General features: G+C 66.1%; 14 protein-coding genes. 4 read left to right on the forward strand and 10 right to left on the reverse strand.

Annotated elements, in window-relative coordinates:
* Positions 1 to 4: 4 nt before the first annotated feature.
* From FJY88_03450 to FJY88_03490, 9 genes are all read right to left on the reverse strand, one after another.
* Positions 5 to 595 (reverse strand): hydrogenase maturation protease, encoded by a 591-nt coding sequence (locus FJY88_03450; protein ID MBM3286395.1) that lies wholly within the window; start codon positions 593 to 595, stop codon positions 5 to 7.
* A 15-nt stretch (positions 596 to 610) separates the two neighbouring features.
* A complete protein-coding gene (locus tag FJY88_03455) occupies positions 611 to 1,897 on the reverse strand; it encodes a Ni/Fe hydrogenase subunit alpha (protein MBM3286396.1) in 1,287 nt (428 codons plus the stop codon).
* 30 nt (positions 1,898 to 1,927) lie between these two features.
* Positions 1,928 to 2,743, reverse strand: a complete 816-nt coding sequence (locus FJY88_03460) for an NADH:ubiquinone oxidoreductase (GenBank protein MBM3286397.1) — start codon at positions 2,741 to 2,743, stop codon at positions 1,928 to 1,930.
* Positions 2,683 to 3,519, reverse strand: a complete 837-nt coding sequence (locus tag FJY88_03465) for an oxidoreductase (protein MBM3286398.1) — start codon at positions 3,517 to 3,519, stop codon at positions 2,683 to 2,685. The genes FJY88_03460 and FJY88_03465 overlap by 61 nt, the downstream gene beginning before the upstream one ends.
* A 7-nt stretch (positions 3,520 to 3,526) precedes the next feature.
* Positions 3,527 to 4,552 (reverse strand): Ni/Fe hydrogenase subunit beta, encoded by a 1,026-nt coding sequence (locus FJY88_03470; GenBank protein MBM3286399.1) that lies wholly within the window; start codon positions 4,550 to 4,552, stop codon positions 3,527 to 3,529.
* Between the two features lie 561 nt (positions 4,553 to 5,113).
* The gene (locus FJY88_03475) at positions 5,114 to 5,752 is read right to left on the reverse strand and encodes a porin family protein (GenBank protein MBM3286400.1); all 639 of its coding nucleotides are present in this window, start codon (positions 5,750 to 5,752) and stop codon (positions 5,114 to 5,116) included.
* Between the two features lie 194 nt (positions 5,753 to 5,946).
* Positions 5,947 to 7,713 carry a hypothetical protein gene (locus tag FJY88_03480; GenBank protein MBM3286401.1) on the reverse strand — a complete coding sequence of 589 codons (1,767 nt, stop codon included), beginning with the start codon at positions 7,711 to 7,713 and terminating at the stop codon, positions 5,947 to 5,949.
* Between the two features lie 157 nt (positions 7,714 to 7,870).
* The gene (locus FJY88_03485; GenBank protein ID MBM3286402.1) at positions 7,871 to 8,524 is read right to left on the reverse strand and encodes a methyltransferase domain-containing protein; all 654 of its coding nucleotides are present in this window, start codon (positions 8,522 to 8,524) and stop codon (positions 7,871 to 7,873) included.
* The gene (locus FJY88_03490) at positions 8,521 to 9,606 is read right to left on the reverse strand and encodes a hypothetical protein (protein MBM3286403.1); all 1,086 of its coding nucleotides are present in this window, start codon (positions 9,604 to 9,606) and stop codon (positions 8,521 to 8,523) included. Before FJY88_03490 ends, FJY88_03485 begins: the two co-directional genes overlap by 4 nt.
* A gap of 85 nt (positions 9,607 to 9,691) precedes the next feature.
* Between FJY88_03490 and FJY88_03495 the strand changes: the two genes are divergently transcribed.
* The 3 genes from FJY88_03495 (at position 9,692) to FJY88_03505 (ending at position 14,673) form a co-directional block, all read left to right on the forward strand.
* Positions 9,692 to 11,686 (forward strand): hypothetical protein, encoded by a 1,995-nt coding sequence (locus FJY88_03495; GenBank protein ID MBM3286404.1) that lies wholly within the window; start codon positions 9,692 to 9,694, stop codon positions 11,684 to 11,686.
* Between the two features lie 191 nt (positions 11,687 to 11,877).
* Positions 11,878 to 13,326, forward strand: coding sequence for a type I glutamate--ammonia ligase (gene glnA / locus FJY88_03500; protein ID MBM3286405.1), 1,449 nt, complete (start codon positions 11,878 to 11,880; stop codon positions 13,324 to 13,326).
* A gap of 216 nt (positions 13,327 to 13,542) precedes the next feature.
* Positions 13,543 to 14,673: an aspartate--ammonia ligase gene (locus FJY88_03505; protein ID MBM3286406.1), complete on the forward strand. Its 1,131-nt coding sequence runs from the start codon at positions 13,543 to 13,545 to the stop codon at positions 14,671 to 14,673.
* A 450-nt stretch (positions 14,674 to 15,123) separates the two neighbouring features.
* Here the strand turns inward: FJY88_03505 and FJY88_03510 are convergent, their stop codons facing one another.
* Positions 15,124 to 16,353 carry a hypothetical protein gene (locus FJY88_03510; GenBank protein ID MBM3286407.1) on the reverse strand — a complete coding sequence of 410 codons (1,230 nt, stop codon included), beginning with the start codon at positions 16,351 to 16,353 and terminating at the stop codon, positions 15,124 to 15,126.
* Here FJY88_03510 and FJY88_03515 point away from each other — a divergent pair.
* Positions 16,268 to 17,725, forward strand: a complete 1,458-nt coding sequence (locus tag FJY88_03515; protein ID MBM3286408.1) for a DUF4097 domain-containing protein — start codon at positions 16,268 to 16,270, stop codon at positions 17,723 to 17,725. The two genes, FJY88_03510 and FJY88_03515, sit on opposite strands and share 86 nt — an antisense overlap.
* The last annotated feature ends 342 nt before the right edge of the window (positions 17,726 to 18,067 follow it).

Consider the following 18,067-nt stretch of genomic DNA (forward strand, 5'->3'; position numbering starts at 1 on the left):
GGCCTCACACCCTCCCGGCGAGGAGCTCTCGGACTCGCGCCAAGGCCACCTCGATCGCCGCGCTCCCGAGTGGCGAGAGCGCGTCTGACCAGGCTATCGCGGCGGGCACGAATCCGACAACGTCGATCTCCGGGAGCTGGATCCTGAGACTCGCCGCGAGGCGCAACAGCCCGCCTAGCGACGTCTCGTGAAGGGAGAAGCGGGGATCGGGGTTCTCGAGCTCCACCGTGTTCAGCCGGAACACCACCACATCACCTGGAGCGGGCGCTCTCGGGCGATCGCCCTCGCTCGCCGCTCCCCCCACAGCTCTCGAACCCCTGTCCCCGAAACCGGCCTCCGCGCTCACAGGCGCGCTGTCTCGCCCCACCCGGATCGCGTCGATGAGCACGACGCGCCCGTACCCCGCCATGCGGTCCAGAAGGTCGACGCCACCCGTCCCGCCATCCTCGAGATCCACCCCGTCCGGGAGGCCCTCGTCTCGAAGGCGCCGCACGGCATGGATCCCGAACCCCTCGTCGCCCAGAAGGAGGTTCCCGATCCCGAGGACGAGGGTCTTCGACGAGCGCGCGCCGTCGTCCCGAGTCCGGTCAACCACGAGCGGACCGCTCCCCTAGACGAATCGAACCTCCAGGAAGTGCGTCGCGCAGGAGATGCAAGGATCGTAGGCGCGCACCAGCATCTCGAGGCCGCGCTGTATCTCCTGGGGCTCCCTGCCGGCCATCTGGCCGACCAGGGTATGCATGTCGGCTTCGATGTTCGCGAGGTTCTGCCCCGTGGGGATGATGCAGTTGGCCTTCGTGATCCTTCCATCGGCGTCGAGCGTGTAGTCGTGGAAGAGAACGCCGCGGGGAACCTCGCTCGCGCCGGCCCCGCGCCCGTACTTCGTCGGCTGCTTCATCCTGTGGACGTAACCCTTGCGCGCGAGCAACTCGTCGCACATCTCGATCGCGTTCTCGTAGCAGTGCAGGACCTCGATCAGCTGGGCCGTGTTGTTGTGGAACGGATTCGTCAGAGGCGGCTTGAGACCCAGCGCCTTGAGGACTCCCTTCGCCCAGGGTCGCAGCATCTCGTGGTTGATGTTGAGTCTGGCGCGCGCTCCGACGGCGTAGCTCTCGGCCTGGGCCTTGACATGCTTGGCAGCCGAGTGGGATACGACACGCTCGCTGATCCGATCGAGGTAGGTCTGCGGAGGGGTGACCTTGCCGAGGCTCGACGCGATGTCCCCCGTGTAGAACGCGTACTCGCCGGGCGCCTTCAGGGCGACATACTCGGTCTTCCGTTCCAGCTCCGGCATCTTGAGCGTCTTGAAGAGCTCCACGGTGGCCTCGAGGTCCGGCCTGGCGTCCTCGAGGATCTTCCTCACCCTGAGGATCTCCTCCGGCAGGGGCCACCTCGCGAATCCCCCCGGCAACACTCCGATCGGGTGGATCTTGCGGCCGGCGAGGATCTCGCAGATCTCGTTTCCTAGCTTCTTCAGGCGAAGGGCCCGCTTGACCACCTCGGGATGCGTCCCCGCGAGCGGGATCACGCTGCCGACGTTGAAGAAGTCGGGCGCGACGAGGAAGTAGAGGTGCAGGATGTGGCTCTGGATCGTCTCTCCATCGATGAGAAGCTTGCGCAGGAGCTTGGTCTCCTCGTCCGGGACGATCCCCAGCGCGTCCTCGGAGGCCAGGATCGAGGCCATGGTGTGCCCGATCGCGCAGATCCCGCAGATCCTGGCGGTGATCGACGCGGCCTCGTCCCACTTCCGTCCCTCGAGCATGACCTCGAAGAATCGGGGCGCCTCGACGATCTCCAGCCGAAGATCCTCGATGCGGCCGTCCCTCACGTTGACGACCACGTTGCCGTGCCCCTCGACGCGCGTGATGTGATGGACGTTGATCTCGTAACCCTTCATGATCGCCTCCCGGGCCTCTCCGGTCTTCCCCTAGCTCAGGTAGTAGGGACTCAGATCCACTGGGGTCAGGCTGTTGAATTGGGTCAGCCGATCCTCGACCTCGGCGCGCGACAGCCCCTTCGACTTCAAGATCTCGACCATCGACGCGATGTTCGGGTGGCTGAGGAAGCCGCGACATGCGACGCACGCCTCCCCGAAGGCCGGGCAGATCGCGCCGCAGCCCGAACGCACGATCGGGCCGATGCAGCATATCCCCTTGTCGTAGAGGCAGACATTGACCCGCTGCTTGCACTCCGTGCAGAGCGCGTGCTCGGACGGAAGCGGGATCTGGCCGAGGAGAAGGGACTTGGTGACGCGCACCAGCTCGATCTTGTCTATCGGGCAGCCGTGCATCTCGTAGTCCACCGGCACCACGTCGCGCACGCGGCGCGTCGGCTCGCTCGGGAAGTGGCGGGCGCCGTCCCCGTAGACCTTCTGCTTCGTGGTCGCCAGATCGTGCCTGTTCTTGAGGGCGTTGATCCCCCCGATTGTGGCGCACGCGCCGATCGCGACGAGGATCTTCGCCCGTCCTCGGATGGCCTGAACCTCCTCCACCTCCTCCGGAGTCGTGATCGAGCCCTCGACGAAGGCCACGTCGTAGTCGTTCCTCCGATCATCGATGGCCTCTCGGAAATTCACGATCTCGACGGCTCCGAGGAGATCGAGCATCTGGTCCTCGAGGTTGAGGATCGTGAGCTGGCAGCCTTCGCAGCTCGTGAAACTGAAGACGCCCAGCTTCGGCTTCATCAGAGCGCCTCCCTCACCTTCTTGACCTCGCTGTAGCAGAAGACGGGACCTTCCTGGCATACGTAGATCCCGTTCATCTGACAGTGGCCACACTTGCCCAGGCCGCACCGCATCCGGCGCTCCAGGGACATGAAGATGCGGCTCTCCATGATCCCCCTCTTGAGGAGCTCCAGGACGACGAACTTGTACATCACCGGCGGACCCACGACCACGGCGACGGTCTCGAGCGGATCCACCTCGATCCTGTCGAAGAGCGTCGTGATGACTCCCACATGCCCGGTCCAGCCGTTCTCGGCGATGTCGACCGTCTCGTGGAGCTCCATGCGGGCGTCCTTGCGCCACGCGAGCAGTTCCTTCTCGTAGAGCCGCTCCGCCGGGCGCTTGGCGCCGTAGAGCGTGACGAGCCGGCGGTAACTCCCCCGGTTCTCGAGGCAATAGAGGATGAGAGACCGCAGGGGAGCGAGCCCGAGCCCTCCACAGACGAACAGGACTTCCTTGTCGGCGATCTTCTCCACCGGGAAACCATTGCCGAACGGACCCCGGATCCCGATCTGCGCGCCCGGCTCGAGGGCGTGCATGGCGCGCGTCAGGGAGCCTACCTGCCGGACGCAGAGATCGAACGTGGCGCTCGAGGTCGGTGACGAAGAGACGCTGATGGGCGCCTCGCCGATCCCGGCGATCGAGACCTCGACGAACTGGCAGGGTTTGTGCCCCAACGACCTCTTGTCGATCGCCACCTCGAAGAGAGTCTCCTTGGCGGTGAGCTTCTCTTTCCGGAGGATACGGGCCGGTTCGGGAACGAAGAGCGACTTGCGCGCAGCGGGAAGAGCCTCGATCACGGCGCTACCCTCCCAATACCTGGTTGTACATGTCCGTCAGACGAATCGAAGCGACGCACTGGGCCGAGCACCGCCCGCAACCGACGCAGGCGCTTCGGCCGTACTTCTCGAACTGGAAGACCTCCTTCTTGAAGAGGCGGTGCCGCTGGCGATGCGACGCCTTCTCCCGGAAGTTCTCTCCCCCAGCAACCTCCGCGAACCTGTGGCTCTGGCAACTGTCCCAGAGCCGGCAGCGCACCCCGTGGTTCAGGTCGAAGGCGACCTCGTCATCCACGTCGAAGCAGTAGCAGGTGGGACAGACCATCGTGCATGTCTCGCACGAGAGGCACCGGCGGCCGATGGCCTCCCAGAGGAGATCGTCGTAGGCTTCCTTGAGGGCGCTCGGGAGCCGATTCACGGGGCCCGAGAGCCTGGGCTTCAGGCTCGCGCTCTGCATCTCCCTCGCCTTGCCCAGGGCCTCGCGATCCACGGGTGTGGCCGGGCGCAGGAAAGCCGTTTCGGCGACCATTGACTCCCCCGCGGCCGTCCTCGTGAAGATGAAGTACCGGTCGCCGAGATCGATCAGGAGCAGGTCGTATCCACCCTCGAGGCGGTGAGTCCCCTTGTCCAGGCAGAGGTTGTATTGGCTGCAGGGCCCTTGACACTCAAGAGCGATGACCTTCGTCTGGGCGCGCCGCGCGAGGTAGTTCGCGTCATATGGGCTGTCGGAGAAGACCTCGTCGAGAATGTTGATCCCCTGCACGTCGCACGTGTGGACCCCGAGGAGAATCAGAGGCTCGCCTTCCACGATCTCGTCGCTCGCCGCGACGTCCTTCCTCTGGAAGTGGAGCAGTCTCTCCTGATGAGGGAACAGATGGCGGACGGGAGGAAGGATCGTCGTCGGGTACTCGAGAGCCAGGTCCTCCGGATCGCGGATCTCGTCGAAAACGAACTGACTCTCCTTGCGGCGGGGGCCGACCACCTTGCCGCGCTTCTGCAGCTCGCGCACGAACGCCGGCACGTCGAGCTTGGAAAGAACGAGGGTCTTCATCGAGGCATCCCCTTCTGCCCTGGAACAACATTGGCCCGCCGGCTCGCGACCGACGGACCGTTCCCTTCGCTCCGACTGGATCCGGCTGGGTCATGGCCGGCGAGCGCACTTGCCGATGCTAGAGCTGTTCCGGGAACCCCTGTCCAGGGAACCGAGCCCGACCGTCCATCAAATCCCAGCATCCACCCATCCTGACGGCCGGACGCGATTCCCCGGTCGCAGCAACCCATCCCGCCTCGGACCGCCACACCGCACCACCCGAGCCCGATCCGACGGCGCCAACACAAGCCCACCAGGGGCACCCGGAATCGCCCAGGTTGAGCGCAAGTCCCATGCCAAAGTGAAGGGATTCACGTTGTCCTAGAACATATTGTCAAATAATAGGTTAGATGGAAAACGGCCACCCCTTCAGGGATGTCGATCAAGGCCGGATTGTACCGTTTCGCTCCGCCTGGAGCGAGACGGGACAGAGCGCACGGAAGGGGCGCGATGCGGGTCATTGCGCCCCTTCGTTGGTTTGAAGACCGGGGACTCTCCTCCGGCCTATACGACTCGTGTCCTCTAGAAGTAGACCCGACCCATCAGGGTCAGCACGTCCGTGTTCTCGACGTCGGTCATGACGATGTGATAGCGAGCGTCGGCGCCGAAGCGAACCCTCGCATCCGCAGCGCCGAACTTCAGTCCCCCGCCGAAGTTCATGCCCAGCTTGGTCTCGCTGTCGGAGTCGTCAATAGAGAGCATGTCATCAATGACGGGGTTGCCGGAATCGACTTCCACTTTGACGCTCGCGCGCACGTTGTAGAAACCGAGGCCGAGGGTCAGAAAGGGAGCCAGCGATCCGTCCATGGGGACCATGTAGTACCCTTGGGCCGTGATAGGAATGACGGAAAGCTTGGCCTCGGACTTGACGCTGACATCAAATTCGTCGTCATTGTACTCTTCTTCTTCCTTGCCCAGCATCAGGTAGCCGGCTTCGCCTCCGATCGCGAAACCCTCCGGCTTCTCGAGGTTGTAGATGACGCCGCCTGTAAGGCCAATCGAACCACCGGGCGCATCATCCTCAAGCAGCTTGGCGTATCCGGCGCCCACGTGGAACGTGAGCGGCTTGTCCTGAGCGCTCGCCCCGAGAGCGAGGACGCCGAGCAGCATGGCACCTACCATCAGAACACGGAAACAACGCATGACCGATACCTCCCTCATTGATGAACGCCCTCCTGGTCCGAGGGCGGGCGATGAATTCGCTAGAGAATCACCGCGCCCCGGTCCCCTGTCAAGAACATCTGGACTGCGCCCAACTTGATGCGGGACTTCCTGTTAGGAGGGGCGACAACCGGCTCGCGGGGGCTTTCCTCCGGTCTGCGGTCCCACAAGCCGGGAACCGGGAGGCGGAGGAATCACCTCAGCATCAGCAGCTTGGCCGCTCGACGCGGCTCTCCGTACGGTCGCAGGAAATAGACACCAGGGGCCACGCGAGCCCCTGAGTCATCGCGCCCATCCCAGACGAGCACGCCGCCGGACGCGACCGCTCCCAGCGAGCGCACCCTGCGCCCCTGGAGGTCGACCACATCCAGCCGTCCATTCTCCGCTATGCGGGATCCGTCCATGACAAGACAGACGGCGCCCCGACTCGGATTGGGGTAGGCGAGGATCGCGCTCTGCGGCTGGGGAGCTTCGGGCGCCGCCGCGGGATCCAGGTTCAGGGTCTGCGCTCGCCGCGAGAAGTGCGTCACGCCCGCGGAGGGTTGCTGGAGCACCTCGTCGATCGTCCCTGCCGGATTCGCGACGAACAGCTCCCAGACAAGCCTGTCGGCCTCCGGGGTGGCCTCCGGATCCGGCAACCCGGAAGGCGGCCCCGGCGCCTCCAGCGGAAGCGAGGGGAGAGCGAATGCGCGCGAACCCGCCGGCGAGACGATCCTCCAGACGAGTGTCGTGTCGACATTAGCGTCGGGCGGCGCGGTCGGGCCGAGCGTGATCGATGAGAGCGCCCATGTCGGGTTGGGCTCGGTCCCGGGCGTGGCCACATTGTTCCACGTGAATCGCGCGCCTTGCTGCGTCAGGATCGGCGGGTCGTAGAAGTCCCTCAAGATGCGGGTCGCCGGGAGCGTGAACGGAGTGCGATCCACGCGTCCCGACGTGAAGGCCTGATAGCGGGAAGTGTCCGCATAGAATCCCACGACGAAGTTCGACGCATCGGCGATGTCTCCGCCCGGAGTGGAGGAGGCGAGCACGAAAGCGTCCAGAGTGTCGATCAGGGCGAAGTCTGTGTCGTAGCCGATGATCCTCTCCTCACCGGTCGGGCCGGGGATGCCGCCCACGCTGGCGGCCAGGACCTGAGTCCCCAGGGGAGCGCCGAGAAAGTCGACCGTGAGCTGGGTCAGGAGATTGATGTCGGAGTTTATGTGCTGCGTCCGTCCCGACCCGATGGCGACGTTCCTCTCGACCCCCAGCTCCCGGATCTCCGCCCACTTGATCAATCCGGTGTCGGGAGGAGCGCCTATCAGCACCTCAAGAGGAATCCTGAATGCGACCGAGTAGAGCGTCTGCGTCGTCTGCGCGGGGAGATCGATCTTGTAGAGAGGCTTCTGTGCGAGGGGAAAGTCGATCTGAAAAGGCATGACGAGGTTGCCGGGGAAGACGACATCGCCGATGCCCGGCAGCGACACCGGATCGGGCGGCGCGTCGTAAAGGAGGTTTCCAGAGCCGATCAGAGCGTCGAGCGGCGCCGCCGGAAGGACGAAGGCCAGGTCGAGTTTCCCATCGAATGCGGTGGCGATGTTGTTGACGTTTCCCGTCACACGCGCCACCGGCCCGTAGATCGTCGTGTCGGCGGTCGAGGGGTACAGAGGCAGCGTGATGGAGTTCTGCGCGGACTCGATCACGGATGTGAAGGCGTAACCGTCGAGCCCCGCGGTCACGGTCTGGGATCCCACGAGCCTCGGATCCTGGAAGAGGATCGATCCCCCAGCGGACGTGAATCCCGTGTTCCCCGCGAAGGGGATCCCCTTCCCCGGCCCGACCATGACGAATGCCCCCGCCAAGGGGGCTCGGTCGCGCGCGTCGACCACAATCACGTCGAGCGTGGCCGATCTCAGCTCCGCCGGCGGTAGAGCGATCAGGGCGGCCAGCAGCAGAATCCTCCGATAGCGGTTCGCGTTCGTCATCTGTTTGGTCCTCCGTTGGGCGGCCGCCAGGCGCGATTGGCGCAATCAGGGTGCCCTATTGCTTGCGGCAAGCATACGCGCGAGCCGGCGTGAATTCCAGGGGAGCGCTCCGGCGCGGACGCGCAAGGCCGAGCGTCTCAGATGCAATCTGACCGCCCTAGCCGGACTGGGGCTTGCGGGCAATCAGGTGCGCGAAGGAGCGATGCTCTCCCCTGCGGGGGCTGAAGATGATCGACTCGCCGTACTCGAGCAGGTTCCAGTCCCGGTAGAGGAACTTGAGCTCCCTCGGCTCGAGGTGATAGACATCGGCATCCCTCTTCCAGTCGGCCATCTCGCGCGTGAACATGCCGATCGCGTTCCAGCCGCCGGGGCGGGTCCGTTGGCGAATCCTCCCCAGCACGTCCAAGGCCGCGGGCCCGACGAACTGGATCGAGTTGTTGGCGAAGACCACGTCGTATTCGGCGTCCATGGCGAAGGAAGCCAGGTCCTCGAGCAGGATCGGGCAGCGGTAGCCGGCCCCGGCGACGCTCTCCCGCGCCCGTTCGACGGCTGTCGGAGAGCCCTCCACTCCGTCGACATCGAAGCCGAGCGACGCGAAGAAGAGAACGTCGCGGCCCTCGCCGCATCCCAGGTCGAGCAGGCGTCCCGCCGTGGGGATCTTCATCGATCGATAGAAGTGCAGCACCCTGCGGGCCAAGCTGCTCGGTTCGCTTCCGAAGAACCACCCCGCCTCGTGGCCGGCGTACGACTCCTCCCAGAAGGAGACGCCTCTCGGCAGGGGCCGGTCCCGCGGATCGCCGCCTGAACTCATGGCCGCTCGTCGTAGAAGATCTGGCGGCTCGGCTTCATGGAGCCGTCGTTCCTCCGAAGCCCCGAGGCGCCCATGAGGGCGCGGAACCGGGCTTGCTCCGCGGGATCGCCGGGGTAGCGGCGCCGGGCCAGCGAATCGCTCAACTCCGAGTTCGCGTCGTGGAGCGGGGCCCAGCAGAAGAGGCTGAGCGTGCCGGGGCGCTGCCTCAACCAGGTCGCGATCGCGGAGGCGAAAGCTGCTTGATCCTGCTCCTCCGTGGCGCCGAAGAGGCCCGTAGACGGAAACCCCGTTTCGAGGATTGCGAAGGGTCGATCGCTCCACGGCGCGATCGCCGCCGTCACCTCCGCAACAGACCGGCCCGGGTCAGCGTCTCCGCCAACCGTATCCGCGGCGAAGACAGAGAGACCCAGCAGATCGAGGGAGCCGCGAAGGGAACGGACGAAATCGGCCTGCCCATTCTCGCTCACGATCGATGGGGTAATCAGCGTCCCGACCTTGGCGCCGGGGAAGATCTGCCGCGTCGAGTCGGCGATCTCGGCAAGAAAGAGACGTAACGCCTCCGCCTCGTCCTCGTGGGAGGCGGCGTAGCGGTCGGCGCCCTCTCCGAGCCAGAGATACCCGACGGTTCCCTGCGAACGACGCGCCAGTTCCCTGAGGAAGCGGACCAGCTCCCACTTGAGGTCCTGATCTTCCCAGCCGGGGAACTCGGGGCGGAACCACTCCGGGATGTCAGCCTCTCCCCCATGGACAATCTCGAGGACGACGGAGAGCGTGGTCCCCTCCTCGAGAGCGCGCCGGACGTGGCTTGCGAACGCCCCCCACCGCCTCAGCACCGGCCCACTCGCTACTCCGGACCAGGAAAGCGAGAGATGAGCGACGGAGAAGCGGTCCGCCCCCAGATGCTGGTAGGCGTCGGCGAGAAGGTGGTCCGCCTCCATCGAGACGCGCGGGGTCAGCAGCGAGCCGTAGACCAGAGGGCCCGGCGGCTGCGGCCGAAGAGAATCGGAATCATCCGAGCAGGACAGCGCGAGCAGGCAGACCGCGGCGACCAGGAAACCGAGGATCCCACGCGAGACTCGCATACGCCTCCTTCCCCCCGGACCGGCGCAAGCTCCGTTTGCAATTCCACGAGAGCGCTCCGAGAATGTCAAGGTGCGGTATGACAGGATGCGCGGTTCAATTCGATCGCTGACTGCGTCGGCGGGCGCGCGGGTGATCCGCTCCGCCGCGCGGACTCGGATCGTACTCGCGATGATTCTCGCGGCGATCGCCTCCGCCGGTCCGCCGACACCATCGAGGGGGCAATCCCCTTCCGGACCGCCGTCGGCCATGATGACGATTCCCTTGCCGGAGCCGCTCTTCTGGGACCCCGTGGGATCAACGGGAGACTACGCGATCGTCGACCAGGAGTCGTGGCTCTTCCTCCTGCGGCCTCGCACGGGACGCGTGATCGCGCGACTGCGCCCCCTGCGGATGGGGGAAGCGGGCCCTCTGGATCAAGGTCTCGGCGAGGCGCGACCGCCGGCGCGCCCCCTCTTGAGCTCTCCCCCCGGGTGGCCGTTTCGCCCGGGAGATGAGATCCCCGGGACGCCGGCCGTGGGAGATCTCGACGCCGACGGGAGTCCCGAGATCGTCTTCGCCACGCGATCGGGATGGGTCTGGGCGGTAGGCCGCAACGGACTTCCACACGCCGGATGGCCGCTCTTCCTGGGAGAGGAATGCGTCGGCAGCGTTGCGCTCGGGGATCTGGAGGGAGACGGAGATCCGGAGGTCCTGGTCGGGGATCGTCGCGGTCGCGTCCACGCGATTCGCCCGAGCGGAGCTTCCGCCGCGGGCTGGCCCGCGGAGTTCCCCGGCGCGCCTGAGATCCCAGGAATCGAGTCGGCCGTCGCCTGCGCCGACCTCGATCGGGACAGGAAGACGGAGGTTGTGGCCTGCCAGGGCGAGGGGCGTGTCTGCGTCTTCGGTTTCGACGGCCGGATCAGGGCGGGCTGGCCCGTCGCGATCGCCGGAGCGGACGATCCGCCGAACGCGGGCACAGTCTTCGCGCGACCCGCCGTCGGGGATCTCGACGGCGACGGCCGGCAGGACATCGTCGTCGCCGCGAACAACTATCGCGTCCATGCCTGGGACATGACCGGGCGCCCCCTTCCCGGATGGCCGAGGCTGCTTCAAAACCGCGCGCGCGCCGGCTATGCCGATCCAACGCTCGTAGACCTCGACGGCGACGGGCAGTTGGATGTTCTCGTGGCTACCGATACCGGCTTCCGCGGCCCCGCGAGGATCTACGCGCTCGACGCCGGCGGGCGCGATCTGCGCGGCTGGCCCGTCGACCTTCCCGAGCGATGCAACGCCGGCATCGCCGTGGCCGATCTCGACGCCGATCAGAGGCTCGATGTCATCGCGGCCACAGTCGGCGAGGAAGGTTGGATCCTCGCATGGGACGCGCGCGGCAGGCGTCGCGACGGGTTTCCCCTGAGGCTCGCCGAGGTCTCGGTCAATGCCTCCCCTGTCATCGCCGACGCCGACGGCGACGGCAAGCTCGACATCCTGGTGTCGGCCCTCCGGACAGGATTCGAGCCGACGACGGTCGTGATCGCCCTCGACGCCGGGGGGAATCCCCTCCCACGATTCCCCCTCTGGCTGGAGGGGTCCGAGGTCGTGGCCGGAGGAGGATGCGTGGCCGACATAGACGGCGACGGGTTGCTCGAGTTCCTGCTCGGCACCGAGGTCCAAGGCATGCTGTTCGCATGGGACCTGATGGGGACGGCGCGCGAGTCGAGCGCCCCCTGGCCGCGCCCCGGCTTCGACTGCGCGAACACGTGCCGCTATCGCCCCCCCGGCGCCCACGCGCCCGTCGCCGCGACCGGCATCGAGCCGGTCCCGCCGGAGATCGCGGGGCCTCCTCCCGATTACCCCTTCTCGCCGCTGTCCGCCGTCTCGTTCCTCCTCGAGGCCCTAGGCCGCGCCCGTCTCACGATCCTGAACGTCCAGGGTCAGGAGGTCAGGCTTCTCCTAGATCACGTCCTCCCCACCGGCTCCTACACGATCGCGTGGGACGGCGACGACGATCGCGGCGAGGCGCAAGATCCCGGCGTCTACTTCTACGAGCTCGAGATTCCAGGCCGGAGCGTCAGAGGGCAGATCATCCTGATTCGATGACGGGCCCCGGCGCGGGCACAGTCATGAGATCGCGGTTCTCATCGGATCCCGGCTCGCGCCGGCACCGTCATGAGGCCGCGGTTCCCGGTTGGATCCCGGTTTGGGAGCTTGTATCCTCAAATGGCTGCTGCCGGATCCGACGCGTGGCCGCGGCCACTGGACCTCGGACGATCCGGCGGGGAAAGGAAGTCATGACAGGCGACGGGCGCCATTCCGGGCGCGAGGAGTCGATCCGCAAACTGCTGCGCACGATCGACGAGAACCGCGTCGAGCAGGTCGATCTCAAGTTCGTGAGCCTTCTCGGCCGCTGGCATCATGTGACGCTCCCCGTGGGAAGGCTGGACGCCTCCCTCTTCGAGTCGGGACTCGGCTTCGACGGATCGAGCGTGGCCGGATACGACAAGGGTCACACGAGCGACATGACCATGATCCCGGATCCGGACACCGGGATGCTCGATCCCTTCTGGGACCGCCCGACGATGAGCCTGATCTGCGACATCTATCGGATGGACGGCCAGCCGTATCGGCGCGACCCGCGGGGCGTGGCCGTGCGCGCGGAGGAGTTCCTCCGTTCCACAGGGATCGCGGACGCCGCGATGATGAGTCCCGAGTTCGAATTCTATCTATTCGACTCGGTGCGCCATCGCTGCGCCGTGGAGGCCTGCTCCTACGAGATCGACTCCGAGGAAGCGGAGTGGAACAGCGACAGATCCGACCTGCGCGGCACGCCGCTCCCCCTGCGGGGCGGATACCATGCCCTCCCGCCTCAGGATCGTCTCTACCTCTTGCGTTCCGAGATGGTCCGTCTGATCGAGGCGTGCGGCATCCCCGTGAAGTACCACCATCATGAGGGAGGCGGATCGGGGCAGGCCGAGATCGAGATCCTCTTCTATCCCCTTCTGCGCGCGGGCGACATCACGATGACGATCAAGTACATGATCCGCATGGCCGCCGACCGGGCGGGCAAAACCGCGACCTTCATGCCCAAGCCGCTCTGGAATGCGGCCGGCAACGGCATGCACATCCATCAGCACCTCTTCCTCCGGGGCCGGCCTCTCTTCTGGGACGAGAAGGGATGGGCCTCGCTGAGCGAGCTGGCCCTCTATTACATCGGAGGGCTGCTGCATCACTCCCCCGCCCTGCTGGGCCTCACGAATCCCAGCACGAACTCCTACAAGCGGCTCGTCCCCGGCTTCGAAGCTCCCGTGAACAGGATCTACGGGCTCGCGAACCGGAGCGCGGCCATCCGGATTCCGGCCGCCGGCAACACGCCCGAGACGAAGCGGATGGAGTTCCGCCCGCCGGACGCGACCTGCAACATCTACCTCTCGATGGCGGGGATGATGATGGCGGGGCTCGACGGGATCCGCAACAGGATCGACCCGCGGGAGGCCGGCTACGGCCCTTATGACCAGAAGCTCGCCGAGATCCCCGAGTCCCAGCGCAAGAAGCTGAAGACCCTCCCGCTCTCCCTCAGGGCTGCGCTCGACGCGCTCGAGAAGGACCACGCCTTCCTGTTGGAGGGGGGCGTCTTCGATGAGGATCTGATCGAGGGGTGGATCGAGCTGAAGCGCAAGGAGCTGGCCGACGTTCAGACGAGGCCTCACCCGCGGGAGATCGCCCTCTACTTCGACACATGATCCGGGCGGCGGCCCGGCCGTCATGCGGCGCTCCGGCGCCCCCGCCCGCGCTGCTCTGCGGCCGGGCGACCCCTTGCGGCCGGGGGCGGCGCCGCGAGAGATGCGGTTGCAGACTGCCAGGCGGCGGCCCTAGACTTCCTGCGGATCCCGCTCCGGGATCCTTCGGTTTCATAGTGGGGAATCTCTCTGACGGAGAGAGGGAGGGGATTGATGGGATTGGCAGACAAGAAGGCGGATCTGGCGGGACCGGGAATCAGCACCTACGAGGAGGTCGAGAAGATCCTCCCGACCGATTACAAGCCGCTCCTTCCGCCCAAGGAGAGGGCGAAGGCGGTCCACGCGATCAAGAGCTACATCGAGGAAAACCTCTGCAAGGAACTGAACCTGATGATGGTCCCGGTTCCTCTGATCGTGGACCGCGAGAGCGGCGTGAACGACTATCTGGACCGAGACGGGTCCCGCACGCCGATCGAGTTCCCCTGCGGGCTCGGCCTCGACAAGCCGATCCAGGCGCAGGTCGTCCAGGCGGCGACGAAGTGGAAGAGGATGGCCCTGAAGGAGTTCAACTGCAACGTCGGCGAGGGGATCTGCACCGACATGAGGGCCGTCCGCAAGGACTACTTCCTCGATCATGATCACAGCTCCTACGTGGATCAGTGGGACTGGGAGAAGGCGATCACGGCGGACCAGCGGAACCTGGAAACCCTCAAGGACACCGTCCGCAGGATCTGGAAGGTGATCGTCGGGGCCAACAAGCGGGCCCAGGAGATGTACCCGGAGCTCAAGTCGAGCAAGCACCCGCCGATCCCCGAGGAACTCCATTTCGTCCATGCCGAGGAGATGCTCGAGCGCTACCCCGACCTGCCGCGCAAGCAGCGCGAGTCGCGCTACATCCAGGAGGTCGCCCCCGCGATCTTCATCATCGGGATCGGCTGGGTCCTGCAGGACGGCTATCCGCACGAGATGCGCGCGGCCGACTACGACGACTGGGTCACGGAGACCGAACCCAAGCCCGGGAAGAAGATGCACGGGCTAAACGGCGACATCCTGGTCTGGAACCCCGTGACGCGCCGCCGCCACGAGCTGACCTCGATGGGCGTGCGCGTGACGAAGGAGACCCTGGTGAAGCAGCTCGAGATCTCGGGGCAGATGGACTTCCTGAAGCTCCCCTACCACCAGGCGATCATGAACGACAAGATCCCGCTCTCGATCGGAGGCGGAATCGGCCAGTCGCGGACTTACATGTATCTTCTGCGGACCGCCCATCTGGGCGAGGTCAGCGTCACTGTGTGGCCGAAGCAGCTCAAGGAGATCTGCGCCAAGAAGAACATCCGCGTTCTGGAGTAGAGGCAGTCGGCGCCGGAGCCGCCGGTCAGGGCTCCGGAGCGGGCAGGATGAGACGACGCCGTCGCGGAGACCCGCGACGGCGTCTCTCTTCAGATGAAGATTCGAGGCAGTGGCTACTACTTCTTCTTCGCTGCCTTCTTCTTCGCCTTCGGCGCCGCCTTCTTCGCGGCGGGCGCGGCCTTCTTCATTCCGGATCCGCACTTGGCCATGATGGCTCCTCCCTCTGCTGTCGGTTGAATCCTAACCGAGACGATTCCCGGCCATGAACGGCGGCCATCTTCGCCGCGCGGGCGATAGATCGCAAGGGGGAATCGTCCGGAGGATGCGAATTCAGGCTGCCGGAGCCCACCGGGTACACCGGACCCTCCTCATCCGGAGCGCCGTCACGGCCCGCACAGGCCGGACCGAGCGGATGCGCCAGGCGAGCGTCTCAGCTGCAACCAAACCGCCCTAGCGAGACAGCGCCTTGAGCTTTCCCCACGAGATGCTCCGCACGTGGGGCAGGCTGCAGGGGCTGGGGTCGCAAGTGCTCCCGACGCCCATGAAGGCCGCGGAGCACTCGTTTCCGGGCAGGGTGACGCACGTCCCGTCCTCGAAGCAGCAGGCTCCGGAACGGAGTTCTGCGCACGCCCCGAGATCGCAGACCTCCCCTGCCCCGAGGAAGGCCCGCCCGAAGTACCTGCATTCGGATTCCACGGCGTAGACGCAACCACCGTTCGCCAGGCAGCAGGCACCGTAGTCCCGTTCCCATTCGTATGGGTGCCGACACCACCATCCTGGACCCATGGGGTCGTCGCTGCAGGGCAGCCCTGCGCCACTCCAGAAGGAGCCGATCATCAGGCCGTAGTACTCGATCTTGATGTTGTCCCACCGCGCGTCGTCGTAGCAGTCGGCCTCGGTCGTCACCACACAACGGCGTCTCGTATCAGCGAGCCAGTAGCAGCACGCGCCGCAGGGCATCTCGCAGGTCGTGCCGTCCCCCTGGTAGATGCCGTGGCTCTCCTCGCAGACATCCTGATAGGCGACAATTGTGCAGCTCGCGTCGGGGAGGCAGCATGCTCCGGGCAGCGGAGGCGCCGGGCAGTCGTTCGCGCCCGGCTGGTGCCAGCGCACGACTCCAAAGCGCGCGCAATCGTCCGTGATCGGGGGCCTGTGATCATCGACGAAGGCGGCATACCCTCCGGTGGGATTGGCCGCAGCGCCGAAGTAGCTGCCCGCGGTGCCCCCATCGATCCGGAACACATAGAAGGGGAAAACCCGATCGATGATCGGCTCGGCCCAGCCGACCGTGCAGCCGAACCCGGTCAGGGGCCATCCCGAATCGTAGATCTCCACCGGCGGATTCCCGATGACGTCGTTGGTGCATGGCCTGAAGGCACTGTCAGGATCAAGGTTGGCCAGGTCGTAGTCGATCCCGAAGTAGACTGCCGTCACGGCCGGCTCGGCCGATTCGTGGAAAGCGGCGAGGAGCCAGACGACCGTCCCCAGGTGCCTGCTCGTGCTCGTGGAGGCTTCCCCGCAAGAAGCGGGGAGGCCGACGGAAGGCGCGCACGCGGTGGCCCGGCAGTACTCGTAGGCGTCATTGGCGTGGACGATGATCGCGCCCCCGTTGTTCCTCCCAGCGTGGGCGGCGCCGGACCAGAGGAGAAGCAGGCCCGCTGCAAGAGCCGAGGAGCTCATGGCTCAATCCCCCTTCCGAACGGGGCTCCCCGAGGTCGCCGCTGCGGGAGTTCGGGCACCATGGCACGGGAGCGGCGGCGGCCCTCCGCGGCGATTCTATCGACGGGTGATGGCCGCCTGCAAGGGGTCGGGGCGCAACATCCCAGGCGCGCCAACCGTAGGAAGGGCGTGTCCCGCCGGCCGGCCGCGCCGAGAGCGTTCCGGGATCGCTCGGCCCGGCAGCGCGCCCGGGATCTCAAAGGAGGCCAAAGCCATGTCGATAAGCCGCCTCGCGCCCGCCCTCTTATTCCTGTTCGCTTTGCTCCTGGGGATATCTTCTCCGGGGGTTGCGGATGAGGGCGCCCCGCTGGATCTGCAGTACCGCTACTCCCTCGACACGGAGAAGCTCCTGATCGCGAACCTCGCAGGAACGGTCCATCTCGAGGGGCACGACGGAGCCGCCTTCGAGATCGAAGGGACGATCCATGGCAAGGACGCGAAGCCGGGGATCCTGCGCGCGGAGATCAGCGAGGGGGGAGGGTCCGCCCGACTCGCCATCCGCTATCCGGTGGACGGTCAGAGGAAGTTCATCTACCCGCCGATGGGCAGATCGTCTAAGACCCGTCTCACAGTCCCCCTCGCGAAAGAGAAGGAGGACTGGCTCTCCTGGGTCCTGCCCGGAAAGGGGCGCGACCGAGTGGAGATCGCCGGAAGCGGCCGCGGGATGGAGATCTGGTCGGACATCAAGATCAAGGTCCCCCGAGACCGATTCGCGGGCGTCCACATCGGAGTCGGAGAGATCGTCGCAGAGTCCGTGCAGGCCAACTTGCTTCTCGACACGCAAAGCGGCTCGGTCAGGTCCAGAGGCATCGACGGAGAGCTTCAGGTCGACACGGGAAGCGGGGATGTCGAGGCGCTCGATGTCGCCGGGGATCTCCACATCGACACCGGCAGCGGTGAGGTCCGGATCGCCTCCTGCTCCGGCTCGACGGTCTTTGTCGACACCGGGAGCGGCGACGTCGAGGTGGAGGATGCGGACTGCAGGAGCCTCCGGATCGACACCGGCAGCGGAGACGTGCGCGCCGTCTCGATCCGATCGGACGAGGCGAGCATCGACACCGGCAGCGGCGATGTCGAGGTCTCCTTCGAGCGGCTCGGGGCGGGACCGATCCGGGTCGACACGGGAAGCGGCGGCGTCGACCTCGAGCTGCCCGAGGATCCATCTGTCGACCTCGTCGCCGACACGGGGAGCGGCGGCATCCGATGCGATGTGTCGAACGCGAGGATCCGCCGCGACGGACGGGGCGAACTCAGGCTGACGGTCGGCGGCGGCGAGGCCAAGGTCCGTCTCGACACGGGAAGCGGGTCGATCCGGATCTCGCAGCGGCCCTGACGGCCCGCCTCCGCGGTTGACCGAGCGCCCTGGCTACGAGCGCTCGGGGGAGTCGGCTCCGGCCGCCTGCATGCGGCTCCACAGCGCTTCACGGGCGGTCGAGATCTCCTGATCGAACCACCGGCCGAATCTCGCTTCCAGCGCATCGAGGAAGATCGTGCTTTGCGGACTCAGCCTCTCGTCGAGATCTCTAGGCTCGGGGTCGACCGGCCGCATGGGCAACAGACTGGGATCCCAGATCCCCTCGCCATCCGCTCCATTGACCGTGACGCCCCGGTAGATCGGCGCGACGCGTAGGATCTCGGCGGTCACTTCCTCCACACCGGCATACTTCATCTTGAA

The organism is Candidatus Eisenbacteria bacterium (genome assembly GCA_016867495.1).
In the GTDB taxonomy this organism is placed as follows: Bacteria; Eisenbacteria; RBG-16-71-46; order CAIMUX01; family VGJL01; genus VGJL01.